The sequence below is a fragment of the Serratia sp. LTN-2 genome (genome assembly GCF_059740205.1).
Genome location: NZ_JCAXDO010000001.1, coordinates 75264 through 100055 on the forward strand (window position 1 = coordinate 75264; position 24792 = coordinate 100055).

Genomic DNA, 24792 nt, shown 5'->3' on the forward strand with positions numbered 1-24792 from the left:
AGGCCCCGCCGCGCGGGGCCTGTGCTTATCTCAATCCCCCAGTCCCGGCGGGTTAATCTGCGAATGGTCGATTTTCTCGTCGCTCTCCGCCCAGCGATCCAATACCTGCAGATAGCTGCCGTTGGCGATGGCGCCGTTGAGCGAAGCCTGCACCGCGTCCACCAGGCCGTTGCCTTTCTTCAGCGTGACGGCGATGTTGGCGGTCTTCGGCCAGCCGCCGGGCACGATGCCCACCAGCCGGGTTTTGCCGGTCAGCCGCGCCTGATAAGCGCCTGAAACGTTGGGCCCGAAGGTGGCGTCGGCGCGGCCGGACTGAATAGCCAGCGTGGAGGCGGCCTTGTCGGTGACATACACCGGCTGCAGTGGCGCCAGCCCTTTGGCGCGGTTCTCTTTGTCCCAGGCCAGCAGCACCGCTTCCTGATTGGTGCCGGAGTCGACGATGATCTTTTTACCGGCGATATCCGGCGCCGTTTTGATCTGGGTGATTTTACTGTCGGATTTGACGTAGAAACCCAGCGTATCCTGCCGATAGGTGGCGAAATCGAATTTGGTCTTACGTTCGTTGGTCACGGTGATGTTGTAAACCGCGGCGTCATATTTGCCGGAGGCCACCCCCAGCGGCCAGTCTTCCCACGAGGTGGGCACCAGCTTGAGTTTTAACCCCAAACCGTCGGCCACCAGGCGCGCAATGTCCGCCTCGCTGCCAATCACCGTTTTATTGTCGCGGGCGTACAGGCCGAACGGCGGGCCGCTGCCCAGCAGGGAGATGGCGACCGTCAGCGTGCCGGGTTCCACGAACCGGAAGCCGGCGGGGATTTTGGCCACGGCTTCGGCGCTCTTCACCGTGTGGATCGGCGTTTCGTTGGCGACGAGATCCACGCCCGGTGCGGCGGCGGCGGAAAAGCTCAGCAGCGCCGCAATCATTATCATTTTTTTGCTATCTATCATTATGTTAATTACCTTCATTATTATGGGTGTCACACGGTCGTTGCACTATCTCTGAAGGCGGCAGATCTGTGAACGAACAAAATCAACTAACCAATCTTGGAAAAATCATGATGCGCCGCCGGCGCTGAAGACATCGAGGATGAGCCATGCTGTCGCGCTTCGCTACGTTGGGCCGCATACCGCGCGGCGTGTGGGTGTTGGGTGGGGTAAGCCTGCTGATGGACGTTTCCTCGGAAATGATCCACAGCCTGTTGCCGCTGTTTATGGCGACGACGCTCGGCGTTAGCGTGATAGTCATCGGCTTGATCGAAGGGCTGGCGGAGGCGACGGCATTGGTCGTTAAGGTGTTCTCCGGCGTGCTCAGCGATTATCTCGGTAAACGCAAGGGGCTGGCGCTGCTGGGCTACGGGCTGGGCGCCATCAGCAAACCGTTTTTCGCCATCGCGTCGTCGTCCGGCATGGTGATGAGCGCGCGCCTGCTGGATCGCGTGGGCAAAGGCATCCGCGGGGCGCCGCGCGATGCCCTGGTGGCCGACGTGACGCCGCCGGAAATTCGCGGCGCGGCTTTCGGGCTGCGCCAGTCGCTGGATACCGTCGGCGCCTTTTTAGGGCCGCTGCTGGCCGTTGGCCTGATGCTGCTGTGGCACAACGATTTTCGCGCCATCTTCTGGGTGGCGGCGATCCCGGCGGCGCTGGCGATTGCGCTGCTGTTTTTCGGCCTGAAAGAGCCGGCCGCCGCGATAACCCACAAGCGCACCAACCCGATTACCCGCGCCAACCTGCGGCTGTTGGGGCGCAGCTATTGGTGGGTGGTGAGCATCGGCGCGATCTTTACGCTGGCGCGTTTCAGTGAAGCGTTCCTGGTGTTGAAGGCGCAGCAGGGCGGCACGCCGCTGGCGTTGATCCCGCTGGTGATGGTCGCCATGAATCTGGTCTACGCCTGTTCGGCCTATCCGTTCGGTAAATTGTCCGACCGCATGAGCCATGAAGGATTGCTGAAAGCCGGGCTGCTGGTGCTGATCGCCGCCGACCTGGTATTGGCGCTGAGCGATCATTGGGCGGGCGTGCTGTTTGGCGTGGCGCTGTGGGGCGTGCACATGGGCATGACGCAGGGACTGTTGGCGGCGATGGTGGCGCACACTGCGCCGGCGCACCTGCGCGGCACCGCGTTCGGCATGTTCAATCTGATCAGCGGCGTGGCATTGCTGCTGGCGAGTCTCGGGGCCGGAACCCTGTGGGAACTGTTCGGTTCCGCCTCCACCTTTTACGCCGGGGCGATCGTCTGCGTGGTGACGCTGGTCGGCATGAAGCTGGCACCGTTCGGCGAACGGCAGGGCGCTTAGCGGCCCTCGACAAACTGCGGCATCGCCTGCAGCAACTCGGGCACCTGCTGGGACTCCACCGCCCGGCTGAACAGAAAACCCTGGCCGATATGGAAACCGGCTTCGCACAGCGTTTGGCGCTGCTGCTCGGTTTCCACGCCTTCGGCGATGATATCGATCGACAGTTTTTGACCGAGAATGCCGATGCTTTCCACGATCGCCAGGATCGCCGGTTCGGTGTTCATGCGTTGAATAAAGTCGCAGTCCAGCTTAATGCAGTCCAGCGGGTAATCCATGATATGGCTGAAGGAGGAGTGGCCAGTGCCGAAGTCGTCCAACGCGATGCGGATGCCCATTTCCTTGAGCATTTGCAGCGCGCGCAGCACGTATTTCGACCCGTGTTTGTTGAACGCGTGTTCGGTCACTTCCAGTTCGATCAGGTGGTGGGGAATATGGAATTTCAGCAGGCGCTGCAGGAAGGTTTCGGCATAATTGTCGCGTAAAAATTCGATCGGCGACACGTTCAGCGAAACCGGCCGCACCGCCACGCCGGCTGCGCGCCAACGGGCGATATCGGCGAACACCTTCAGCTGCATGGCTTCGCTGATTTTGGTCGCCAGCTCGTAGTCGTTGAATGCCTCGCTCACCGTCGCCGGCAACTGCACGCCGTTGACCGGGCAATGCCAGCGCAGCAGCGCTTCGAAGCCGACAATGCTACCGTCGGTCAGGCAGACCTTCGGCTGATAGTTGGGGCGGATGCAGTTGTCGCGCACGATCTGACGCGCGTAGTTGAGTTGGCTGGCGCGCGCGCTGGCTTTGTCCATCATCTTGCGATCGAACATATAAACGCCGCCGCGGCCGCCGTCCTTCAACTCATACAGCGCGGTATCGGCACATTTCATCAGCTCTGAAGCGTCGCGGGCGTCTTTGGGATAGATAGCGCCGCCGATGCTCATGCCGCAATGCAGCGTTTTGCCGCCGTGGGTGATCGGCGTCTCCAGCTGTAACAAAAACTTGTTGGCGATGCGAAAAATGTCCTGCTCGTTTTCGACGTCGCTTATCACCACGGCGAATTCGTCGCCGCCGAGACGCGAGACGAACGAGTGGGTATTCATGCAGGCGCTGAGCCTTTTACCCAGCACCCGCAGCAGATGGTCACCCGCTGCGTGGCCCAGCGTGTCGTTCACCAGCTTGAAATGGTCAAGGTCCAACAGCATCAGCCCGAGCGACATGCCGCCGTGCAGGGCGCGTTTCATCTCTTGCTTCAGTTTTTTCTTGAACAGACGCCGGTTGGGCAGGCCGGTCAATTCGTCATACTCGCTGGCGAGCAACAGACGCTGCTCCATCACGCGCTGCGAGGTTACGTCGCGCGAGACGCACAAGATCTCGGCCACCGCGCCGTGTTCGTCGCTGACCGGGGTGAGAATATTGTCCCAGTGCTGTTTTTTGCCCTGCGGCGTCACGCTCAATCCCGTGAAGCGCGCATTTTTACCCGCTCTGACGCTGCGCAGCGCCTTGCGGCCACGGCGGCGGATTTCGGGCGACAGCAACCCCAGCCAGGACATGCCAAACTCTTTTTGCGCCGGGTCAAGACCGAGCGCCAGGCTGCCGGACCGGTTCATATGGCGCAGCGTCCCGTCGTTATTGATCACTTTGATACAGTCGAGGCTGGCGTCCAGCATGTCTTGCTGGATGGAGAGCGCCTGAACGTTTTGCTGGCGCTGCAGCATTTGCAGATGAATATCGGTGGCGGCGAGGTACCAGCTGGGCTCTAACGCCATGCCATCCTGGCGGGCATTGAACGCCAGCATAAACCAACGGTAGATGCCGTGGCGATCGCACAGGCGAGCTTCGCCGGCGAACGAGGAGAGGGCGACGATCGCCTGGCGCCATTGCGCGGCCATCCGATCGCGATCGTCGGGATGCAGGGCATCGAGCCAGTCGGCGGCGCCGTGCTCGCCGGCGTTTGCGCCGGTATAGTCGCGCCACTGTTTATTAAAGTAGCCGCCAAGGCGGTTGCCGAAGCAAATCAGACCGGGCAAGTCGTCTACGATTTCGCCATAGAGATCAATCGGATTTTTGTTATTGGTCTGCTTGGGCAACAGGGTCATGCGGTATTTCCTCGGAAAATTACCCATATTCTCGCTCTATAGCAGAGCCTCTTTCAATATAGTTTTGCCAATGAAAATGGGAATAGCCAGCGGGCACGGCTAAAAATCAGCCCGCTAGCATGGAATACATCCCGCGCGAACGCATTAGGAATATTCCTGTTATTTATAAGCGGTCCTTATATTGCGACGAAAAATAAGTGATCCGACCACGATCGGATATTGCCATAAAAATTAATCAATCTTGATGTTTCTATTTGATGAAATGTTCAGGCGTTTTTATGCTCTCCCACCGGCTGTTCTGCCGGCTCTATGCGTCTTCACTGACGAAAATCTCACTTATGGCGGCAATAACCGCCATTTTATGCACTCTCCAGCGGTGGTCGCAGCGCCGTTGGTCGGGGTTTAGCAGAAAAGTCATGATACAAATCAAGAAATGTTTTGTTTCATCTGTTGACACTTTGCTTACGTATAAGATAGCCTCGCGAATGAAAATCATTAGAGAAACTGGATGATAAAACGAAATGCACCCACAGCCTGATCCCCAGGCCCGGTCCCGATGGCCGGGCCATTCCGGCGCAACGGCGCCGGCAAGCGTACATTCGCCTCCTCTTTAGACGTCTGCGCCATAGGCGCCCGGCGCGGCGACATTCCTTTGTCTGCCAGCGCCATTTGCATCACTCAGCATGTCTGTTCATGCGGCCCGCGTCGGGCCTGCATGCGTTATCTGTCGTTTCACGATCGAGGGAGGTCGCAGGGCGGTTAAAACGTAAGTTTTCTTCTGGGTATAAATAAACATGGAGCGTAAAATGATACTTAATAAAAGATTGAAGTTAGCGTATTGCGTTTTTCTGGGTTGTTATGGCTTATCCATTCATTCTTCTCTTGCCGCTTATCAGGATCCCGGCCGGTTGGGCGTGCCTGACAGTTGGAAAACCGCCGAGTTTAATCGTCAATGGGGGCTTGCGGCGATTTCCGCCGAATATGCCTATGCCAGAGGCTATACCGGTAAAGGCGTCACTATCGGTATTATCGATAATGCCATTCTTTCCCATTCTGAATTCGCCGGTAAACTGACGCGTCTGGATAACGGCAGTTATAATTTCTCATACGATAAACTAGATAATATGTCTTTCGGCGATCACGGCACGCACGTAGCCGGTATTGCTGCGGCTAAAAGAGATGGCGCTGGTATGCACGGCGTCGCTTTCGACGCGGATATTATCGGCACCAAATTGAATGATTACGGTAATCGCAACGGCCGTGAAGAGCTGATTCAGAGCGCGGCGCGCATCATCAGCAACAGCTGGGGGATTGCGCCGGACATTCGGCGAGACGCCAAGGGTGACATCATCTGGTTACCTAACGGCAGACCGGACTATGTGGCGTTCGTCAAAGGCGATGTGATCGGCGAAATGATGCGCAGCAAGTCCAGCGTGGAATGGGGCAGCCAACAGCCGGTGCCGACCGGCGCGCATAGCTCCATGTCGGCGCTGCTGCGTGCGGCCAGGCACGGTAAGCTGATCGTCTTCTCGGCAGGCAATTACAACAATTACAACATTCCCGAAGCACAAAAGTCACTGCCTTATGCCTTCCCGGACGTGTTGAACAATTACCTGATCGTGACCAACCTGAGCGACGAAAACAACTTAAGCGTCTCTTCGACCAGCTGCGGTCAAACGGCGAGCTACTGCGTTTCCGCGCCAGGCTCCGATATATACAGCACGGTCGGCCGGTTGGAGTCTAATACCGGCGGCGCCGTTAATCGTGATGCTTACAATAAAGGCGAGCTGTCGGTTAATCAAAATTACGGCTTCAAATCCGGCACCTCAATGGCCGCGCCGCATGTCAGCGGTGTCGCCGCCGTATTGATGCAACGCTTCCCTTATATGAGCGCCGATCAAATATCCGCCGTAATCAAAACCACCGCCACCGATTTAGGCGTGCCCGGTATTGATAATTTGTTCGGCTGGGGGCGCGTCAATTTACGCGATGCGATCAACGGGCCGAAAATGTTTATCACCAAGGAGGATATTCCGCAGGAATATTATGTGCCGGGCTCCTATAGCGAAAAACAATTCGTGGTAAATATTCCCGGCCTCGGCAATACCGTTGAATCCGGCACCACGGTTGAGCGCCGCTGCACGTCGCGCGAGTGCGATTTCGATTCGTGGAGTAATGACATCGCCGGCCACGGCGGGTTGACCAAAATCGGCGCCGGTACGCTGGAACTGGCGGGGAACAATACCTATCGCGGTGATACCTGGGTGAAACAGGGCGCGCTGGCAATCAACGGCTCGGTGGTATCCAACGTCTATATCGAAAACGGCGGCACGCTGGCCGGCAGCGGCAGCGTGAATGCCTTCCGGGCTGGCAGCGGCGGCAGCGTCGCACCGGGCAACGGCATCGGCACGCTGCACGTGGTGAATGACGCCGTCTTCGATCGCGGTTCGCAGTATAACGTGGAAGTGGCGGACAAAGGCCGCAGCGATAAGATCGCCGCGCGACGCGCTTTCCTCAACGGCGGCAGTGTGAACGTCAGCCTGGAGCGCAGCCAAAACCTGCTGTCGCAGAATGAGGCGCAGAGTCTGCTGGGCAACAAATACACCATCCTGACCACGACGGACGGCGTGACCGGTCGATTCGAAAACGCCAACCCGTCGTACCCGTTCGTGAATGTCGCGCTGGATTATCAGGGCAATGACGTCGGCCTTGGCATCACGCGCACCGCCGCCCGTTTTGACAGCCTGGCCAGCACCGAGAACGAGAAAGCGGTAGCTCGTGCGGTGGAGACGCTCAACGCGACGGAACCGGTCACGGCAACGGCCCAGCGCGGCGTGACGATCTCTGCGGCTGAAGCGGCCAACCTGCTGCAAAGCGATGGCGGCGAGGCGCAAGCCGTGAGCGAAGAGGCGAGCATCGTGGCCGGCCATCCGGTCTATGAAAGCTTCCTCGGCTTCACCTCAGCCCGAGATCTGCAGCAGGCGACCCGTCAGCTGTCTGGCCAGATCCACGCGGATATGGCTTCCGCCCAGATCAACGAAAGCCGTTACCTGCGCGATACCGCCACCGAGCGCTTGCGCCAGGCGGAAGGCCGCCGCGTCGCTACCGATATTAAAGCGGATGACAACGGCGCCTGGGCGAAACTGCTGGGCAGCTGGGGGCATGCTTCCGGCAACGACAACGCCACCGGTTACCAGACGTCCACTTACGGCGTGCTGCTGGGGCTGGACAGCGAACTGTTCGACGATGGTCGGTTAGGGGTGATGACCGGGTATACCCGCACCTCGCTGGATGGCGGTTATCAGTCAGACGCACACAGCGACAACTATCATCTGGGGCTGTACGGCGACAAACGCTTCGGCGCAGTGGCGCTGCGGGCGGGGGGGACTTATACCTGGCATCGCATCGACACCTCGCGCTCGGTGAACTATGGCGCGCAGTCAGATCGCGAGAAGGCCAAGTATAACGCGCGCACCGGTCAGCTGTTCATCGAAAGCGGTTACGATTGGACGAGCGATGCGGTCAACCTTGAGCCGTTCGCCAACCTGGCGTACACCCATTACCGTAATGAGGGGATCACCGAGCAAGGCGGGGCGGCAGCGCTGCGCGGCGACAAACAAAGTCAGTCCGCTACCGCTTCGACGCTGGGTCTGCGCGCCGACACCCAGTGGCAAGCCGACAGCGTGGCGATCGCTCTGCGCGGCGAGCTGGGCTGGCAGCACCAGTACGGCAAGCTGGAGCGTAAAACGCAGCTGATGTTCAAACGCACTGATGCGGCGTTCGACGTGAACAGCGTGCCTGTGTCTCGCGATGGTGCGGTCCTGAAAGCGGGCGTGGATGTAGCGGTTAACAAAAACGCCGTCCTGTCCCTTGGCTACGGCGGGCAGCTGTCGTCCAACCACCAGGACAACAGCGTCAACGCCGGTCTGACCTGGCGCTTCTGATCGCTGTTAACATGCTTCGTTTTATTCAGCCCTCATCGTGACGATGGGGGCTTTTTTTTGCGTCCAGGCGGCGTTGAAACCTTCTTTGGCATGAGGCGATGCTTTCTGCGCGACATATTCCCCCCGGCCGGTGTTCGCCGCTGGGTAAATCAATCAGAGGAAAGCAAACGCTGCTGCCAATCGCGCAATTGCGCCGGCGTGAGGGACGTAGCGGCGGCGACCGCCTCGCGATGTTCCAGGGCGATTTCCCGGGCGCGCTGCAACGGCTCGGCGCTGAGGCATTGCACAGTTTGCCGCAGCGCCTGCTGTGCCTGTTCCAGTTCATCAGCGCCAAGCTGCGCCAGCTCATGACGCATCTGCAGCAAGAATTCGTCGGTTAACTGCTGCAGCTGTTCAACGGTGAATGTCGGGGATTGCAGCGCAAACAGCAGGCCTTCGACATCGGCGCTGCGGTGAAAGGCGCATTGCACCACGTAACCGATGTTGCGCTCCACGCGCAGCCGCTGAAAATAGCGCGGCGCGTAAAGCTGGGCCAACACGCGCAGCGCCCAGCGGCCTTCGGCTGCATCGCTTTGCAGCGGGTAAAACCGCAGCAAGGCGTGTTCGGCGCCGCTTTCCGTCAGCGTGACGGGGCGATGAAGCGGAGGGAGCGGCCTCTGCGGCTCGGCGGTCACGGAATAGGGAAAGTCGTACAGCAAATGCGACAGCCGCCGCCGCAACTCGCCATCGCCGCCGATTAAGGCGGCATGCCATTGCGGCGTCGCCGCTGCCGGCGTGCACAACGCCGCCGGCAATTGGGCCAGCAGGCGGCGAATGGCGACGGCGTTTTGTTGTTCCGACTGGGCGAGGCGCAGGTTTCTTTCTGCTTCATCGAGGATGGCCGGCGGCAAGGCCGCCAGCGCGCGGTTCACGACGTTCAGGCCGTGACCGATCAGCGCCTCGCTGCCCGCCAATTGCAGCAACCACAGGCCCTGATGGCGCGTGAAGCTTAAATGCCCCTCCCGATGCGCGAGCTCCGCCGCCCCGGTGCGTAGCGCCGCCTGTAAACCATAGGCTTGCTGCTCGCTGAATGCGCTGGACGGCGAGGGGCGCAGCAGCAACACCGGTTGCGCCGTCTCGGGGTGCAGATGCCGCAGTGGCGCCTGGCCGGCTGGCAAGTTCGGGATCGGCAACGCCGCGGAGGAGGAGAAAAAGCGGAAAGGTTCCGTTGCGGGCGTCAGGGCGGCGCAGGCGAAAGGGGTGAGCGCCAGCGGCAGCCCCTGAATTTCGCGCGTTTCGCCGCCATTATCGGGCCACACGGCTAGCCGGCGACGCGGCGCGCTCATCAGCGCCGAAATATGCCGTGGCCAATCGTCGTTCGGCTCAGTCGGCGGCAGCCCAAACGCTCTGGCGCGCAGTTGTTCGAGCGGCGCCAAACGCTGAAAGTCGCGATTTGCCAGCTGCCCGAAATGTTCGAGCTGCGCCGGCGTCAGCGAGCGCAGCGCCTGCAGCCACGCCAACAGGGCGCTTTCGATGCGGGCGGCTTCAACGGCTGTCCCCTGATTGACGGTGAAGATAAAACTCAGCAGGGCGCTGTTTTCGCCGCAGCGGGAATAATCCAGCCGCGCGGCGTCGCACCATGCGTGAGCGCGCAGCCGGGCCAACAACCCGCCAGGGGCTTCATCCTGCAGCAGACGCTCCAGTCGCCGCAGCCAGCCGCGTGAGCGGGGGGCCGGCAGGGAAAAGACCAGCCTCAGCTGCGGCGCGCCGGGGAGATGCAGGGTGTAATCCGCCACGGCGGTCAACGGCGGCGATGGTTGGCGCGGGGCGGCGGCGTCCGGCGGCAAACGGCTGGCGCAGCGCTGCGCCAGCGCATGCAGCTGTTCCAGCGATTGCGGGCCTTGCAACCACAGCGTCATGTTTGGTGCTCGGTAGTACTGACGGTGAAACTGGCGCAGTGCCTGCTGCAGTGCGGAAATATCGCTGCCGAAAGCGGCGCGGCTGCCGATGTGAAAGCGCTGCAACGCGTCAAGACCACTGAACATCTGCCGCTGCGCCGCTTCGCAGCGGGTTTCAACATCGGCGCGCAGTAAGCGGTATTCGGCATCGATAACCTCGATCTCCTGAGCGATCGCCTCCGCCGTCAACCGCGGGGCGGCCAGCATATCGCTCAGCCGTGCCCACCCTTCAGCCAGATGGTCGGCGCCCACCTCAAAGAAGAACGCGGTTTGCGTGGCCTGGGTCGTGGCGTTTAACCGGCCGCCGACCGACGGCGCCCAGCCCATCAGGCCATCCTGCGCGCTGAAGTTCACGCTGCCGCGAAACAGCATATGCTCCAGCAGATGCGCCAGGCCCGGCCAGGCGGCAGGCGCCTGAAAGCTGCCCGCCTCGATGCGCACCAGCGCGGCGGCGGCCTCGGCGTCAGGGGTGCTTATCGCCCTGACGGCCAAACCGTTGGCGAGCTGCCACGAGGCGGCGAGTGTCATGGTCAGCCCTTGAAGATCAAACGGGAGTTGGTCTGATTACGAAAACGCAGCTGATCGATACCGACCTGCGAGCGATTCGCCGCTTCCCGCGCCGCCAGGATGGTGCCGTGGTGCGGCGATTTGCCGCACACCGGATCGGCGTTGTCAGCGTTGCCGGTCAGCATGAACGCCTGGCAGCGGCAACCGCCGTAGTCTTTCTCTTTCTCCGAACAGGAGCGGCAGGGCTCCGGCATCCAGTCATAGCCGCGATAGCGGTTAAAGCCGAACGAGTGATACCAGATATGCTGCAGATCGTGCTCCAGCACCGACGGGAATGCGATCGGCAGCTGACGGGCGCTGTGACAGGGTAACGCTATGCCCTCCGGCGTCACGCTCATGAAGATTGCCCCCCAGCCGCCCATGCAACCTTTGGGACGCTCCTCGTAATAATCCGGCGTGACGAACAGCAGATTAGCCAGCTTGCCGTCGGCGGCCATGCGTTCGCGATAGCGTTTCACCACCGCTTCCGCGTCGGCGATCTGCTCGCGGGTCGGCAACAGGCCCTCGCGATTCAGATGCGCCCAGCCGTAGAACTGGCAGGTCGCCAGCTCGACGTCGTCGGCATCCAGCTGGATCGCCAGTTCGATAATGCGATCGATCTGGCCGATGTTATGGCGATGCAACACGAAGTTGAGCACCATCGGGTAGCCGAGCGCCTTGACCGCCCTAGCCATTGCCAGCTTTTGCTGGAACGCCTTGGCGGAGCCCGCCAGCGCGGCGTTCAGCGTTTTGTCGCTGGCCTGAAAACTGATCTGGATATGGTCCAGACCGGCGTCGGCGAAGGTTTGCAGTTTCTTCTCGGTCAGACCGATGCCGGAGGTGATCAGGTTGGTGTAGAAGCCGAGATCGCGCGCGGCGGCGATCAGTTCAGGCAGGTCTTTACGCACCAGCGGCTCGCCGCCGGAGAAACCGAGTTGTACGCTGCCCATCGCCCGCGCCTGGCGAAACACCGCGATCCATTGTTCGGTCGTCAGCTCTTTTTCCTGTGCGGCAAAATCGAGCGGGTTGGAGCAGTAGGGACACTGCAGCGGGCAGCGATAGGTGAGCTCCGCCAGCAGCCAGAGCGGCGGATTGACCGTCGGCGCGCGTGGCTCAGTCACGGAAGGTCACCCATTTTTGTTCGTAGGCGCGCTGGAAAAACTCCAGCACGTCATCCGCCAACCCCTCGGCGCCGGGGAAGCGGGCGTTCAGCTGCGCGATGATGCCGTTCAGCGTGGTGTGGCCGTCGACCAGCTGTAAAATGGCGGCGGCGCTGTCGTTCAGTTTGGCCATGCCCTCCGGATAGAGGATCACGTGGCTATTTTGCACCTGCTCCCATTGCAGGCGGTAGCCGCGGCGGAAGACCGGGGTATGTTCAGGATTCGGCGTCATTACACCAGCCTCTGGTTGTGCCATACCCGCGCGGCGGTCACGCTGTGGTAAGGCGGGCGGTTCAGGGTATAGGCCATGCTCATGGCGTCGAGCATGCTCCACAAAATATCCAGCTTGAACTGCAGGATTTCCAACATGCGCTGCTGCTTTTCGACGGTGTCGCAATAGTCCAGCGCCAGCGCCAGACCGTGTTCCACATCGCGGTTGGCCTGGCCGAGGCGGCTGCGGAAATAGTCGTAACCGGCGGCGTCGATCCACGGGTAGTGTTGCGGCCAGCTGTCGAGGCGCGACTGGTGGATCTGCGGTGCGAACAGTTCGGTCAGCGAGCTGCAGGCCGCTTCTTGCCAGCAGGCGCGGCGCGCAAAATTGACGTAGGCATCCACCGCAAAGCGCACGCCCGGCAGCACCAGCTGTTCAGAAAGCAGGGCGTCGCGCTGCAACCCGACGGCCTCGCCCAGACGCAGCCAGGCTTCGATGCCGCCTTCGCTGCCGCCGTAGCCGTCGTGATCCAGGATGCGCTGCACCCATTTACGGCGGATTTCCGGCTGCGGACAGTTGGCCATGATCGCCGCATCCTTGATCGGAATGCTGGTCTGGTAGTAGAAGCGGTTGGCCACCCAGCCCTGGATCTGCTCGCGGGTCGCTTCGCCGTTGTGCATCGCGATGTGGTACGGGTGGTGAATGTGGTAATAAGCGCCTTTGGCGCGCAGCGCCGCTTCAAATTCCTGCGGAGTCAGTGGGAGTGGTTGCGTCATGGCGATTCCCTACAGTTCGATGTTCATGCCGTCCCAGCTCACTTCGATGCCGGCGGCGGTCAGACTTTGCCGCTCTGCCGAGTCTTCATTGAGGATCGGGTTGGTATTGTTAATGTGGATCAGGATCTTGCGTTTGGCGGGCAAGGCGCTGAGCAGGGCCGCCAGCCCGTGCTCTTCCGCTAGCGCCAGGTGCCCCATATCCTTGCCGGTGTTGCGCCCCACGCCGGCGTTGGCCAGCTCATTGTCGCGCCACAGCGTGCCGTCGATCAGCAGGCAGTCGGCGCGGCGCAGCCAGGGCATCAGTGCTTCGTCCGGTTCACCGAGGCCCGGCGCATACAGCAGGCCGACCCCGCGCGCGATATCTTCGATGAACAACGCCACATTGTGGCCCGGCAGCGGGCGATCGCGGTACGGCGAATAGGGCGGTGCGTTGCTGAGCAATGGAATGGCGGTAAAGCGTACGTTCGGGCAGACCGCCGTGTGGAACGGTTCACCGGGCGTTACCGGGTGGTGAATCAACCCGCCGTTCCAGTGGGAGAGCATGGGAAACACCGGGAAGCCGGTGCTGAGATCGTCATGCACTTCAGGCGTGCACCAGACGTGGTGCGGGCACCCCTCACGCAAATTGAGCAAGCCCGCGCTGTGATCGATCTGGCTGTCGGTCAGCACGATCGCGCCGATACCGGTGCCGCGCAGCACGTCGGGATTGTTCAATTCGGGCGAAGCCAGCAGTTGATGGCAAATGTCCGGGGAAACGTTGCACAGCACCCAGTTTTTACCGTCATCGCTGACGGCGATGGAGGACTGCGTGCGGCGCGTGGCGGTGATGCTGTGGTCACGAACGCCGCGGCAGTTGTCGCAGTTGCAATTCCACTGGGGAAAGCCGCCGCCCGCCGCCGAGCCGAGAACTTTTATCTGCATGTCTAAACCAGAAGAAAAGGGAAAGAAATGCCCGCGCGAAAGGCGGGCAGACGGGCGATTAACGGTTGGAAATGTACAGTGTCACTTCCAGCCCCAGACGCAGGTCAACAAACTCAGGTTTAGTCCAGGTAGTCATAGCGGTGCTCCTTTGCATGCATCGTGATAGTTCGAAGCCAATGAGAAAGATTCGCATTAGGCTGGTCCAATGTTGACGAAATGTGACGTTGATCGCAACCTTTAAAGCGTAACCGGGTTATTCACCCCAGGTGGCGGAGAGTACGCTCAGCCAGTTGCGCCAGGTCAGCTTTTCCAGCAGCCGGTTATCGAACCCGGCCTGCGCCAGCGCTTGCGTCAGGCGCGGCAGGCCGCCGACGTCCTCCAACGGTTGCGGTACGTTGACCCCGTCAAAATCAGAACCAAATCCCACGCGATCTTCACCAAGTTTAGCGATCAAATACTCAACGTGTTTAACAATTTCTGTGAAGTCAGTCGTTGCACTGTCACGCTTTCCGTCCGCCCGTAGAAAGGCGGTGCCGAAATTGACGCCGACCATCCCGCCGCTGTGAGCGATGGCGTCCAGCTGCGCGTCGGTCAGGTTGCGCGGCTGCGGGCAGAGGGCATGGGCGTTGGAGTGGGTGGCGACCAGCGGGGCGCGGCTCAACGCGGCGGTTTGCCAGAAGGTTTTCTCATTCATGTGTGAGACGTCGATCATGATGCGGCGGCGGTTGCAGGCACGGATCAGCGCCTCGCCGGCCGGCGTCAGGCCGGGGCCGGTATCGGGTGATCCGGGGAACGGCCCGCTGACGCCGGTACCGAAGGCGTTCGGCAGATTCCAGAACGGCCCGATGCTGCGCACGCCCAGCCGGTAGAAGGCTTCCAGCTGCGTCAGCTCCGCATCGATCATTCCCGCGCCTTCGATATGCAGCACCACAGCGATTTGCCGGTTGAAACGGCACTGTTCTATTTCGGTGGCGGTGCGGCAGATGCGCAGCCGCCCCTGAGAGGCCTGTTCCAGCTGATACATGATAGCTATCTGCCGTTCGGCGATCGCCAGCGGATCGAAGGCGGCCTGCGCCGCGTCCAGCGTTTGGTTGCGTATCTGGGCGATATAGCTGACCGGGGGAATAAACACCGCGAACAGCCCGCCGCAGAATCCGCCGCGCCGCATGCGGGAAAAATCGAGGTGGCCCGGCGTGACGCGGGAATAAAAGGCGGCGACCGGATCGTCGTCGTGCTGCAACCACAGGTTGAGCAGCAGATCGTTATGGCCGTCGAACACCGGCCAGAGAGGGGGAAGCGTCATGGGCATTTCACTGAATCAGGCATCATGAACGCTATGTTGTATTATTGCGCAATACCTGGCAAGTTTTCACATTATTCAATTAAGTAAAACACTTATAAAATAACAGATAATGGAGGTGGGCGCTTGACGTCAATTTTACTTTTGGCAAAATAAATTTTAGCCTAAAGCGCTTATTATAAGCGGAAATCTTTGCACGCATTCCATTTTTATTGGAATAATTTCTTATTGTTATTTTATCTACCGCAGCTTATTTGGAGTGAATTGTGAGCGATTCTGGGATTGAGAAATATAAGGACATGGATGCTTTGATGGCGGATTGGTACACAAGATTATGCAATGCTCAAACGGGGCACTATGTGTGTTCGGAAAGGTTGTATCGGAGAGCTGATTATACAGGCTATTTATTGATTTTTAGCTCAACGATTGTGACGTCATGTTTTTTTCTGCAGGCCGAAGGTGGGTTAAAACTCACGCTATTTTTCATCAGCGTGCTGTCAGCGGCATTGTCGGGCATCGTGTCGTTCGGCCGCTTTGCTGAGAAAGCCGAGTTGCATCGTTCGGCCGCGAGCTGTTATGGGAAATTAAGACGGCAGCTCGAGAACCTCCGTTCAAAAAAATCAGGGCTGCAAGATGATGACATGATTTCAAAATTGAAAGTATTGCGTATTGAGTGGGAGTATATATCTGAGAACTCACCACTGACACCTAAGTCAGCATTAGTGCGAAACTGATTAAGGTCTTATTGTTCGGCATGCATTTTATTGATCTGTTCTCTGGCGGCAGACGGCCAACACCAGCTGCCGCAGCCAGCGGTGATCCGCCTCGGCCTCCAGGCGCGGGTGCCACATTTGCGAGACGGTGATAGGCGGCGTTTTTACCGGCAGTTCGAACATGCGCAGCGGGCCGTCGGCCGGTTGGGCCTGCAAAAAGGAAGCGGGCAGCAGCGCCAGCAGGTTCGAGGCCTGCGCCACCGCCAGCGCGGCCGGAAAGCTCGGCACCACGGCGGCGATATGGCGCGCCAGCCCCAGCTCCGCCAACGCGGCGTCTACCGGCCCGAGGATGCGCCCGCTGCGCGAGGCCACCACGTGGCCACAGGCGGCGTAGTCGGCGGCGCCGATCTCCAGCTGTTGCGCCAGCGGGTGTGATGTTCTCATCACGCCGACAAAGCGATCGCGAAACAGCGCCTGCAGGCGGATTTCCGGGCCCATCTCGCCCAGCACGCCAATCTCCAGATCGATCCGGCCTTCGCGCAGGGGGCGGTCGCTCTTCTCCGGCTTAGGCGCAAAGCGCAGTCGCACCCGCGGCGCCTGTTCGGCGGCGGCGGCGATCAGCGCCGGGCCGAAGGCCTCGACGAAACCATCGTTGGCGCGCAGCGTGAAGGTGCGATCGAGCATGGCGGGGTTCAGCTCGCCTGGCGCCGGCCGCAGCACCGCACGGGCCTCGAATGTCGCGTTTCGCGCCCGCTCGCGCAGCGTCTCGGCATAGGGCGTCAGCACCATATGGCGGCCGGCGCGCACCAGCAAGGGATCGCCGGTGGTCGTGCGCAGTCGGCTGAGGGTGCGGCTCATCGCCGAGGCGCTTAAACCGAGGCGGCGTGCCGCGCCTGCCACGCTGCCCGTCGTCAGCAGCGCATCGAGGGCGATCAGCAGGTTAAAGTCAGGGTCGGTCATGCGTGCGTATCCTGTCGTGCAGAACATGGGAGAAGGCGTTTGATGCAGTATATCAGCGTAAGCGCTGCGTCACTTGCTATCTGATGGGCGATAAAAAAGCCGATAACCTGGGCAGTTATCGGCTTTTAATGCGCAGTGGCGGAGGGTTACGCCGGCAGCTGCTGTGCGGTTTTCTCGACCAGCGCCAGCAACAGCTTGATGTCTTCCAGCGTGACGATCGGGTTCAGCAACGTCATCTTCAGGCAAGTCACGCCATCGGACTCGGTCACGCCGACGTTGGCGCGGCCCGATTCCAGCAGGGCGTCACCGATGCGCTGGTTGAACAACGCGACGGCCGCGTCGCCCTTCGCCGCCAGCTGCGCAGGGCGGTAGCGGAACAGCACGCTGGCCAGCTGCGGCTGCATCACCAGTTCCAGCGACTCCTGATCGGCGATGTAACGCGCCACCTGTTGTGCCAGCGTGACGCCATGATCGATGATCTCGGCGTATTGCTTCTGCCCCAGCGCTTCCAGCCCCATCCACAGCTTCAACGCATCGAAGCGGCGGGTGGTTTGCAGCGATTTGGAAACCAGGTTCGGCACACCTTGCGCCTCGTCGAACTCGGAGTTCAGGTAAGCCGCCTGGTAACGCATCAGCTCATAATGGCGCGCGTCTTTCAGCAGGAAGGCGCCGCAGCTGATGGTCTGGAAGAACTGCTTGTGGAAGTCCAGGGTGATGGAATCCACCAGCTCCAGGCCGTCCAGGTAGTGGCGATACTGCTCGGAGAGCAGCAGCGCGCCGCCCCAGGCCGCATCCACGTGTACCCAGATCTGCTGCTCCGCCGCCAGTCGCGCGATTTCACGCAGCGGGTCGATCGCGCCGGCGTCGGTGGTGCCGGCGGTGGCGACAATCGCCATCACCTGCTCGCCGTTGGCTTTAGCCAGCGCCAGTTTTTCCGCCAGATCGTTCACGTCCATGCGGGCGAAGCGATCGGTTTTCACCAGGGTGACCGACTGATAGCCGAGGCCCATCAGCGCCATGTTCTTCTGCACCGAGAAGTGGGCGTTTTCAGAGCAGAACACCTTCAGCTTGCGCAGATCGCCCACCAGGCCGTCCTGCTGCACGGAGTGGCCCTGACGCGCAAAGAACGCGTCGCGCGCCAGCATCAGCCCCATCAGGTTGCTTTGCGTGCCGCCGCTGGTGAACACCCCGGCGTCGCCGGACGAGTAACCGACCTGGTCGCGCAGCCACTCGATCAGCTTCATTTCGATCAGCGTGGCCGACGGGCTCTGATCCCAGGAGTCCATGCTCTGGTTGGTGGCGTTGATCAGCACTTCGGCGGCCTGGCTTATCACCAGGCTCGGGCAGTGCAGGTGCGCCACGCACTGCGGGTGGTGCACCGACAGGCTGTCTTTCAAAAAGTACTCGATGGCGCGCTCGATCGCCGCCTGGTTGCCCAGGCCTTGCGGGGTGAAGTCGAGCTTGATGCGCTCGCGCAGTTCGGCAACGCTTTTGCCCTGATACATCTCGGGTTGCTGCAGCCACTGCACGACGGCTTCACTGCTTTGCGCGATCGCCTGGCGATAAGCCTCGGCGCTGTGTGCCGAGGAAGCCAGAATCGGGTTTAACTTGGACATCGCGGTCATTCGCTCCAATCAGACTGGCTTGACGCCGGCGGCCAACAGCGCCTGCTCAAATTTATCCAGGAAAATACCCAGCTCATCATTGGTGATCAGCAGTGAAGGCAGCAGACGCAGTACGCAGCCGTTACGCCCACCGCGCTCCAGGATCAAACCGGATTCGAAGCATTTTTTCTGCAGCAGCGCAGACAGCTCGCCATCTGCCGGGTAGCAGCCCATGTGATCCTGCGCTTCGTTCGGCTTGACGATCTCGATGCCGATCATCAGGCCCAGACCGCGGACGTGACCGATCACCGGATAACGTTTCTGCAGATCCGCCAGTTTGCCTTTCAGCCATTCGCCCTGAGCGGCCACTTTGTCGGCGACCTTGTGCTCTTTCAGGTATTGCAGGGTGGTCAGGCCGGTGGCCATCGCCAGCTGGTTGCCGCGGAAGGTGCCGGTGTGGTGACCCGGTTCCCAGGCATCGAACTCTTTCTTGATGCCCAGCACCGCGAGCGGCAAGCCGCCGCCGACCGCTTTCGACATCACGATGATGTCCGGCTCGATGCCTGCGTGTTCGAAGGCGAACAGCTTGCCCGTACGGGCGAAACCGGCCTGAACTTCGTCGATGATCAGCAGAATGCCGTGTTCACGCGTCACTTTGCGGATGCGTTGCAGCCACTCGGCCGGCGCCGGGTTAACGCCGCCTTCGCCCTGAACGGCTTCCAGGATCACCGCCGCCGGCTTACGCACGCCGCTTTCCACGTCGTTGATCAGGTTGTCGAAGTAGTAGGTCAGCGCCTTGACGCCGGCTTCGCCGCCGATGCCCAGCGGGCAACGGTATTCATGCGGATAAGGCATGAATTGCACTTCCGGCATCATGCCGTTGATCGCCGCTTTCGGCGACAGGTTGCCGGTGACCGACAGCGCGCCGTGGGTCATGCCGTGATAGCCGCCGGAGAAGCTGATCACGCCGGAGCGGCCGGTGTGCTTTTTCGCCAGCTTCAGCGCGGCTTCAACCGCATCGGCGCCGGACGGGCCGCAGAACTGCAGGCAATACTCTTTGCCTTCGCCCGGCAACAGAGAAAGCAGGTAATCGGAGAAACGATCTTTTAACGGGGTCGTGAGATCGAGAGTATGTAACGGCAAGCCGCTGGTAATGACATTTTGGATGCTTTGCAGGACGTCGGGGTGATTATGTCCAAGAGCCAACGTTCCCGCCCCGGCCAGGCAATCAAGATATTGATTATTCTCAACATCAGTGATCCAAACGCCCTGGGCTTTCGCAATTGCCAACGGCAATTTGCGCGGATAACTCCTAACATTCGACTCAAATTCGGCTTGGCGCGCCAAATAGGTTTCATTGTTTCCGTTTAATGAGTTTGCAACTAAAGTATCAATACGGACTTTATCCGTCATCATATCTCTCCTACAACCGAAGGTCTCAACACGCTACGATTGAATTAATGAATTAGAAAAGTAACTGCCTTGTGAAAAGCGCGACCAATATATGGCTTTTTCGCCTGGGACTCAATAGCCGATTTTGTTTTGAATTGTTTAGTTTTTTCTTAGGCTCATCAATATGTTGTTGATTTATTGACCGTTGGTTTTGCCGACAAAAAACAACATATTGTTAACATGGCGTGAAAACCCGTTCCGCCGCCAACCTGACGGTTTCTTTAATGCATTTATAATTAAGGTAAATTTCCGGCTAATAACATAAATAGAAAATAGCGGCTTATTTTTATCTATTCACCACCTTAAGTCCTATAGCGTTTATATACACAGAAATTGTGATGAATATAAATGACCAACCGTTAAAAGCGCAGCATCCAGATCGGTGATTTCTCTCAGATTTCACGTAGCGCGATCAAAAAAGCGCGATTTTTACGCAGCGCCGGCCAATTGGCCGGCGCCGTTGTTGTTAACGTTGCCGTAACCAGGCGTGGTAGCGCTGCAGGATACGGCGGGTGCGCCACCGATCGACGAGCAGCGTGAACAGCGGGGAGTAGCGCACGCTGCGTGGCCGATTGTCACTCAGCGCCCGCATGCGGCGTTTGACCAACGCCATGCGGGCGAGCGCCGCCATCGTTTTATTTCGCCAGGTAACCGGCGCGGGCAACGCATGAGGGGCGGCGCCGGTTTGCCAGCGCCGCGGCAGATCGGGCATTTCCGCCATGGCGGTGGCGATGCCGGCCACCGCGACGCCGCTGTCCAGCACCTGTTGCGCCACCGCCGGGCGAGCGATGCCACCGGTGGTCATCACCGGCATGCGGGCCACGGCGGCGAGATCGCGGGCGAAGGTCAGAAAATAGGCTTCGCGCGCCAGGGTGCGGCCGTCCGCCGTTTCGCCTTGCATCGCCGGGCTTTCATAGCTGCCGCCGGACAGTTCGATCAAATCGACCGGCAGATCGTTCAACATCAACACGACCTGCCGGGCATCGTCTGCGGAAAACCCGCCGCGCTGAAAATCGGCGGAGTTCAGTTTGACCGCTACGCAAAAGCCCGGTGAAACCCGCGTGCGCACCGCGCGCACCACCTCCAGCAACAGGCGGGCGCGGTTCGCCAGTTCGCCGCCCCAGCGGTCGCTGCGCTGGTTGGTCAGCGGCGACAGAAATTGAGAAATCAGGTAGCCGTGCGCCGCGTGGATCTCAACGCCGGTAAAGCCGGCCTGTTCGGCGGCGTGTGCGCTGGCGGCGAAGCGCGCGATGACCTCGGCGATCTGCGCTTCATTCATGGCCTGCGGCTGGGCGAACAGTTTGCTGTGCTTGCCCATCGCCAGCGGGATAGCGGAGGGTGCCCACGCGTTGCCGCCCATGTTCGCCATCACCTGACGCCCCGGGTGGTTGAGCTGCATCCACACCTGCGCGCCGCCCTGGCGCGCGGCCTTGGCCCAGGTTTCGAACGGCGCAAGCGGCGTATCCTGTTCCAGCACCACGCCGCCGGGGCCGGTCATGGCGCGGCCGTCGATCATCACGTTGCCGGTGATGATCAAACCGGCGCCGCCCTCGGCCCAATAGCGATATAAACGCCACAGCGCGGGGCCGGGCAGTTGGTTCCGGTCGGCCAGATTCTCTTCCATTGCCGCCTTGGCCAGACGGTTGGTCAAGCGGCTGCCGTTGGGCAAAGTCAGTGGGGTAAACATCGGGTTTGCGCTCCTGTCGCAGGGGAATGGCGTTATACTAGGTTTAAAGTTAACTTTAAGGTCAATAGGGCATGAAGATCGGAGAATTGGCGGAGCGCGTCGGGATGGCCACCTCGGCGATACGTTACTACGAGCAGCAGGGGCTGTTGCCGAAAGCGGTGCGTGGCGTCAACGGCTACCGGGTGTATAGCGAAAGCGCGCTGGAGCGGCTGCACCTGATCCAAATCGGCCAGAATCTGGGGTTTTCGCTGCAGGCGATTCGCGGAGTATTGGCGCTGCAGGGCAGCGCTTATGAGGAGGGGCTGATACAGGGCGTCGATGCCCGTTTGGCGGAAATCGAACGGATGATGGCGACGCTGAATGAGCAGCGAGAAGCGTTGCTGGCGACCCGGCTGACTTTGCTGCAGTCCGGCGTGGCCGGGCTGTGCCGCGCAAAAGATGAAAAGCGGGCCGGCGCGTTGCCGGCCTGCAAATCTTAACGCCGTTTGAAGGCCGATCGGCCGGCATACTCGGCGGCGGCACCAAGCTGATCTTCGATGCGCATCAGCTGATTGTATTTCTCGATGCGTTCGCCGCGGCTCGGCGCGCCGGTTTTCAGATGGCCGGCTCGCATCGCGACCGTCATATCGGCGATAAAGCTGTCGACGGTTTCGCCGCTGCGGTGCGAGATAAAGGTGCCCCAGCCGTTCGCCTGGCAAAGCTGCACGGCGGCGAAGGTTTCGCTCAGTGTGCCAATCTGGTTCAGCTTGATCAGCGCCGCGTTGGCCAGGCGTTCATCAATCCCGCGCTGGATGTATTTGACGTTGGTGACGAACAGATCGTCGCCGACCAGCTCCACCTGATCGCCCAGGGCGTCGCTGAGCAGACGCCAGCCGGCCCAATCGTCCTCGGCCAAGCCGTCTTCAATCAGCACGATGGGGAAGTCCTGCACCAGCCGTTGGTAATAGGCCGTCATTTGGGCGGCGTCCAGCTCAAGGTTCTCGCTGCGCAGACGGTATTTGCCGTTGGCGTAGAATTCACTCGAGGCCGGATCCATGCAAATGGCGATATCTTCTCCCGGCCGGTAACCGGCTTTTTCTATCGCCTGCACGATCAGCTCCAACGGTTGCCGGTTAGAGGCGACCGCCGGCGCGAAACCGCCTTCGTCACCGACGCCGACCGACAGGCCTTTGTCCAATAGAATTTGGCGCAGTGTCTGATAGACTTCGCTGCCCCAGCGCACGGCCTCGCGCAGCGACGGCGCGCCCAAGGGGGCAATCATAAACTCCTGAAAATCCGCCCCTTGCCAGCGGGCATGCACGCCGCCGTTGATGATATTCATGCAGGGTACCGGCAGCAGGTTGGCGCCGATGCCGCCTAGATAACGATACAGCGGCAGCTGCGACAACTGCGCCGCCAGGCGGGCGGCGGCCAGAGAAACGCCGAGCAGGGCGTTAGCGCCCAGGCGGCTTTTGTTCTCGCTGCCGTCCAGCGCGATCAGCCGGCGGTCTATCTCCTGTTGTTGGCGCACATCCACCCCGCGTAGCGCCTCATTGATCGCCGTTTTGACGCTTTGCACCGCTTCCAGCACGCCTTTGCCGCCGAAACGGCGCGGATCGCCGTCGCGATGTTCCACAGCTTCGCGCGAACCGGTGCTGGCCCCGGAAGGCACCGAGGCCCGTGCCACGGCGCCTGCCGCGCTCATTTCGACTTCGACGGTCGGGTTGCCGCGCGAATCCAGGATCTCTCTGGCGGTTACGCTTTCAATCTCATAGCTCATGGGGAGTCACCTCGCTTCTAGGGAGTGGGAACGTGTTTTATCAGCACGTCGATGGACAAGTGATTAATGAACTCGAAGCCGAAGGAGGCATAGACGCCAAACGGACGGTTCTGGTGGCCGAGCAGCAGCAGATCGACGCCTTCACGTGCAATCAGAGCCTCGACGTCTTTGAAGCGATGGATGCTGACGATCGATCGCACCTCCAGCGGGACTGCGCTGTCCTCCACCAGGCGGCTGAGCATGGCTTTGGCGGCGATCACCTCGCTGGACTGACGATCTTTGGTCAGCGAATCGCTCAGGTAATCCAGTTCGGCGTAGTCGGCGCTGATGTGCGCCACGGTAATGCGCGTATTCATCTGTTGATTAAGGCGTTCGGCATGGCGCAACAACAGCCGGCCGTCGCGTTCGTCCTGCACCAGCAGTAAAGCGTGTTGGTAGAGTGGCATGACTTATCTCCCTGCGTTAGCAATCTGGCGGGTTAACCACGGTAAAACCTCTTTTTTCCGGCTCGTCATGCCGGGCAGCGATACCTGACGGGCGTCGAGCACCCGGTTCGACGAAAAGTAAAGGGTGGAGCGGCCAAGCGTGATGTCGGTAACCAGCAGCGCGGCCATCTCCAGCCCGGCCTCCTGCTTCGCGTGTTCAAGCGCCTGTTGCAGCGCGGGCAGCAGCGGCTCGATGTCGCTCATTGCCCGCACTTCGATCTGCGACAGCAGCAGCGAGACGCTCTGGATGCGGTAATGCTTGGCGTCACGGTGCAGCAACTGCGGCGCGGATTGCCCCGAAAGGTCGGTCTTGGCGGCGATCAGGCCGGCGGTGAAGGCGTCATAGTCGACGTGAGCAATTGCGCTTAACCGTTCGGCGGCCAACCGATCCAGCTCGGTGGTGGTCGGGGCGCTGAGCGCGACGGTATCGCTCAGGATGGCGCCCAGCAGCAGCGTGGCCTGGGCGGCGGAAAGCGGCATCGGCCTTTCCACCGTCAGGATTTGCAGAATGACGGTGGCGCAGCAGCCGACGACGCGGATCCAGACATCGGGCGGGTTGCGGGTGATCAACGTGCCCAGCCGGTGATGATCGATAACGCCGACCACGTCGCTGTGCGGCAATGAGGCCGGGCCTTGCTCGGCGTCGGTAAAATCGACCAGCCAGACTTGACGATCGCGGAGATCGTCTTGCAGCAGCGGGGGGGCTTGCACGCCGGCGGCGGCCAGGATGTAGCGAGTTTCCGGCGTCAGCTCGCCGAGGCGGAAAGCCACGGCCGGCTTGCCGAGATGATTGAGCCAGTCGGCGACCACCAGCGCGCTGCAGATGCTGTCGCTGTCGGGATTTTTATGGCCGAAAACGTACAGGGGCCTCTCGCGCTCGACGGCATCGGGCTGGGAGGGAAGACGGGTAAAACATGACATTTGATCCATAGCGACTCCTGACATACCTGCCTAAA

General features: G+C 60.6%; 20 protein-coding genes. 4 read left to right on the plus strand and 16 right to left on the minus strand.

Annotated elements, in window-relative coordinates; genetic code table 11:
- Positions 1 to 30 precede the first annotated feature (30 nt).
- Entirely contained in the window at positions 31 to 948 is a 918-nt protein-coding gene (locus AC6BYQ_RS00405) for an ABC transporter substrate-binding protein (RefSeq protein WP_498056068.1), read from the minus strand.
- A 146-nt stretch (positions 949 to 1094) separates the two neighbouring features.
- On the opposite strand from AC6BYQ_RS00405, the gene AC6BYQ_RS00410 reads away from it, so the two are divergent.
- The gene (locus tag AC6BYQ_RS00410; protein ID WP_498056069.1) at positions 1095 to 2291 is read left to right on the plus strand and encodes an MFS transporter; all 1197 of its coding nucleotides are present in this window, start codon (positions 1095 to 1097) and stop codon (positions 2289 to 2291) included.
- Here AC6BYQ_RS00410 and AC6BYQ_RS00415 read toward each other — a convergent pair.
- On the minus strand, positions 2288 to 4381 hold the full coding sequence (locus AC6BYQ_RS00415; protein ID WP_498056070.1) for a putative bifunctional diguanylate cyclase/phosphodiesterase: 2094 nt from the start codon (positions 4379 to 4381) through the stop codon (positions 2288 to 2290). The genes AC6BYQ_RS00410 and AC6BYQ_RS00415 overlap by 4 nt on opposite strands.
- 908 nt (positions 4382 to 5289) lie before the next feature.
- Here AC6BYQ_RS00415 and AC6BYQ_RS00420 point away from each other — a divergent pair.
- Positions 5290 to 8325 carry an autotransporter domain-containing protein gene (locus tag AC6BYQ_RS00420; RefSeq protein WP_498056071.1) on the plus strand — a complete coding sequence of 1012 codons (3036 nt, stop codon included), beginning with the start codon at positions 5290 to 5292 and terminating at the stop codon, positions 8323 to 8325.
- Between the two features lie 149 nt (positions 8326 to 8474).
- Here AC6BYQ_RS00420 and pqqF read toward each other — a convergent pair whose 3' ends face one another.
- The 7 genes from pqqF to AC6BYQ_RS00455 form a co-directional block, all read right to left on the minus strand.
- Positions 8475 to 10790: a pyrroloquinoline quinone biosynthesis protein PqqF gene (gene pqqF / locus AC6BYQ_RS00425; protein WP_498056072.1), complete on the minus strand. Its 2316-nt coding sequence runs from the start codon at positions 10788 to 10790 to the stop codon at positions 8475 to 8477.
- Positions 10791 to 10792: 2 nt separating this feature from the next.
- Complete coding sequence (gene pqqE / locus AC6BYQ_RS00430; protein ID WP_498056073.1) at positions 10793 to 11929, minus strand: pyrroloquinoline quinone biosynthesis protein PqqE; 1137 nt, start codon at positions 11927 to 11929, stop codon at positions 10793 to 10795.
- The gene (gene pqqD, locus AC6BYQ_RS00435) at positions 11922 to 12200 is read right to left on the minus strand and encodes a pyrroloquinoline quinone biosynthesis peptide chaperone PqqD (protein ID WP_019455334.1); all 279 of its coding nucleotides are present in this window, start codon (positions 12198 to 12200) and stop codon (positions 11922 to 11924) included. Before pqqD ends, pqqE begins: the two co-directional genes overlap by 8 nt.
- On the minus strand, positions 12200 to 12955 hold the full coding sequence (gene pqqC / locus AC6BYQ_RS00440) for a pyrroloquinoline-quinone synthase PqqC (protein WP_498056074.1): 756 nt from the start codon (positions 12953 to 12955) through the stop codon (positions 12200 to 12202). The genes pqqD and pqqC overlap by 1 nt, the downstream gene beginning before the upstream one ends.
- Positions 12956 to 12964: 9 nt before the next feature.
- Positions 12965 to 13876, minus strand: coding sequence for a pyrroloquinoline quinone biosynthesis protein PqqB (gene pqqB / locus AC6BYQ_RS00445; protein WP_019455336.1), 912 nt, complete (start codon positions 13874 to 13876; stop codon positions 12965 to 12967).
- 58 nt (positions 13877 to 13934) lie between these two features.
- Positions 13935 to 14012: a pyrroloquinoline quinone precursor peptide PqqA gene (pqqA, locus tag AC6BYQ_RS00450; protein WP_004937827.1), complete on the minus strand. Its 78-nt coding sequence runs from the start codon at positions 14010 to 14012 to the stop codon at positions 13935 to 13937.
- Between the two features lie 117 nt (positions 14013 to 14129).
- Positions 14130 to 15179 (minus strand): membrane dipeptidase, encoded by a 1050-nt coding sequence (locus tag AC6BYQ_RS00455; RefSeq protein WP_440529178.1) that lies wholly within the window; start codon positions 15177 to 15179, stop codon positions 14130 to 14132.
- 263 nt (positions 15180 to 15442) lie between these two features.
- On the opposite strand from AC6BYQ_RS00455, the gene AC6BYQ_RS00460 reads away from it, so the two are divergent.
- Complete coding sequence (locus AC6BYQ_RS00460; protein ID WP_139285523.1) at positions 15443 to 15910, plus strand: SLATT domain-containing protein; 468 nt, start codon at positions 15443 to 15445, stop codon at positions 15908 to 15910.
- 27 nt (positions 15911 to 15937) lie between these two features.
- Here AC6BYQ_RS00460 and AC6BYQ_RS00465 read toward each other — a convergent pair whose 3' ends face one another.
- The 4 genes from AC6BYQ_RS00465 to AC6BYQ_RS00480 all read right to left on the minus strand — a co-directional run bounded on the left by AC6BYQ_RS00465 (position 15938) and on the right by AC6BYQ_RS00480 (position 21592).
- Positions 15938 to 16849: a LysR family transcriptional regulator gene (locus AC6BYQ_RS00465; protein ID WP_498056075.1), complete on the minus strand. Its 912-nt coding sequence runs from the start codon at positions 16847 to 16849 to the stop codon at positions 15938 to 15940.
- 146 nt (positions 16850 to 16995) lie between these two features.
- Complete coding sequence (locus AC6BYQ_RS00470) at positions 16996 to 18465, minus strand: pyridoxal phosphate-dependent decarboxylase family protein (RefSeq protein ID WP_063919621.1); 1470 nt, start codon at positions 18463 to 18465, stop codon at positions 16996 to 16998.
- A gap of 18 nt (positions 18466 to 18483) precedes the next feature.
- Positions 18484 to 19866, minus strand: coding sequence for a diaminobutyrate--2-oxoglutarate transaminase (locus AC6BYQ_RS00475; RefSeq protein ID WP_071532855.1), 1383 nt, complete (start codon positions 19864 to 19866; stop codon positions 18484 to 18486).
- A 505-nt stretch (positions 19867 to 20371) separates the two neighbouring features.
- Positions 20372 to 21592 carry an NADH:flavin oxidoreductase/NADH oxidase family protein gene (locus AC6BYQ_RS00480; protein WP_498056076.1) on the minus strand — a complete coding sequence of 407 codons (1221 nt, stop codon included), beginning with the start codon at positions 21590 to 21592 and terminating at the stop codon, positions 20372 to 20374.
- 71 nt (positions 21593 to 21663) lie between these two features.
- Between AC6BYQ_RS00480 and AC6BYQ_RS00485 the strand changes: the two genes are divergently transcribed.
- Positions 21664 to 22071, plus strand: a complete 408-nt coding sequence (locus AC6BYQ_RS00485) for a MerR family transcriptional regulator (RefSeq protein WP_074054250.1) — start codon at positions 21664 to 21666, stop codon at positions 22069 to 22071.
- Here AC6BYQ_RS00485 and eno read toward each other — a convergent pair.
- From eno to AC6BYQ_RS00500, 3 genes are read right to left on the minus strand one after another with little or no spacing between them, the layout of a single operon-like run.
- Entirely contained in the window at positions 22068 to 23351 is a 1284-nt protein-coding gene (gene eno, locus AC6BYQ_RS00490) for a phosphopyruvate hydratase (protein ID WP_063919459.1), read from the minus strand. The two genes, AC6BYQ_RS00485 and eno, sit on opposite strands and share 4 nt — an antisense overlap.
- 17 nt (positions 23352 to 23368) lie before the next feature.
- The gene (locus AC6BYQ_RS00495) at positions 23369 to 23797 is read right to left on the minus strand and encodes an adenine nucleotide alpha hydrolase family protein (protein WP_063919460.1); all 429 of its coding nucleotides are present in this window, start codon (positions 23795 to 23797) and stop codon (positions 23369 to 23371) included.
- Between the two features lie 3 nt (positions 23798 to 23800).
- A complete protein-coding gene (locus tag AC6BYQ_RS00500) occupies positions 23801 to 24766 on the minus strand; it encodes a DHHA2 domain-containing protein (protein ID WP_498056077.1) in 966 nt (321 codons plus the stop codon).
- Positions 24767 to 24792: the final 26 nt, after the last annotated feature.

Coding starts and splice junctions, on each gene's coding strand:
- AC6BYQ_RS00405 (WP_498056068.1), bottom strand. CDS start 948: ATGATAGATAGCAAAAAAATGATAATGATTGCGGCGCTGCTGAGCTTT.
- AC6BYQ_RS00410 (WP_498056069.1), top strand. CDS start 1,095: ATGCTGTCGCGCTTCGCTACGTTGGGCCGCATACCGCGCGGCGTGTGG.
- AC6BYQ_RS00415 (WP_498056070.1), bottom strand. CDS start 4,381: ATGACCCTGTTGCCCAAGCAGACCAATAACAAAAATCCGATTGATCTC.
- pqqF (WP_498056072.1), bottom strand. CDS start 10,790: ATGACACTCGCCGCCTCGTGGCAGCTCGCCAACGGTTTGGCCGTCAGG.
- pqqD (WP_019455334.1), bottom strand. CDS start 12,200: ATGACGCCGAATCCTGAACATACCCCGGTCTTCCGCCGCGGCTACCGC.
- pqqC (WP_498056074.1), bottom strand. CDS start 12,955: ATGACGCAACCACTCCCACTGACTCCGCAGGAATTTGAAGCGGCGCTG.
- pqqB (WP_019455336.1), bottom strand. CDS start 13,876: ATGCAGATAAAAGTTCTCGGCTCGGCGGCGGGCGGCGGCTTTCCCCAG.
- pqqA (WP_004937827.1), bottom strand. CDS start 14,012: ATGACTACCTGGACTAAACCTGAGTTTGTTGACCTGCGTCTGGGGCTG.
- AC6BYQ_RS00455 (WP_440529178.1), bottom strand. CDS start 15,179: ATGACGCTTCCCCCTCTCTGGCCGGTGTTCGACGGCCATAACGATCTG.
- AC6BYQ_RS00465 (WP_498056075.1), bottom strand. CDS start 16,849: ATGACCGACCCTGACTTTAACCTGCTGATCGCCCTCGATGCGCTGCTG.
- AC6BYQ_RS00470 (WP_063919621.1), bottom strand. CDS start 18,465: ATGTCCAAGTTAAACCCGATTCTGGCTTCCTCGGCACACAGCGCCGAG.
- AC6BYQ_RS00475 (WP_071532855.1), bottom strand. CDS start 19,866: ATGACGGATAAAGTCCGTATTGATACTTTAGTTGCAAACTCATTAAAC.
- AC6BYQ_RS00480 (WP_498056076.1), bottom strand. CDS start 21,592: ATGTTTACCCCACTGACTTTGCCCAACGGCAGCCGCTTGACCAACCGT.
- AC6BYQ_RS00485 (WP_074054250.1), top strand. CDS start 21,664: ATGAAGATCGGAGAATTGGCGGAGCGCGTCGGGATGGCCACCTCGGCG.
- eno (WP_063919459.1), bottom strand. CDS start 23,351: ATGAGCTATGAGATTGAAAGCGTAACCGCCAGAGAGATCCTGGATTCG.
- AC6BYQ_RS00495 (WP_063919460.1), bottom strand. CDS start 23,797: ATGCCACTCTACCAACACGCTTTACTGCTGGTGCAGGACGAACGCGAC.
- AC6BYQ_RS00500 (WP_498056077.1), bottom strand. CDS start 24,766: ATGGATCAAATGTCATGTTTTACCCGTCTTCCCTCCCAGCCCGATGCC.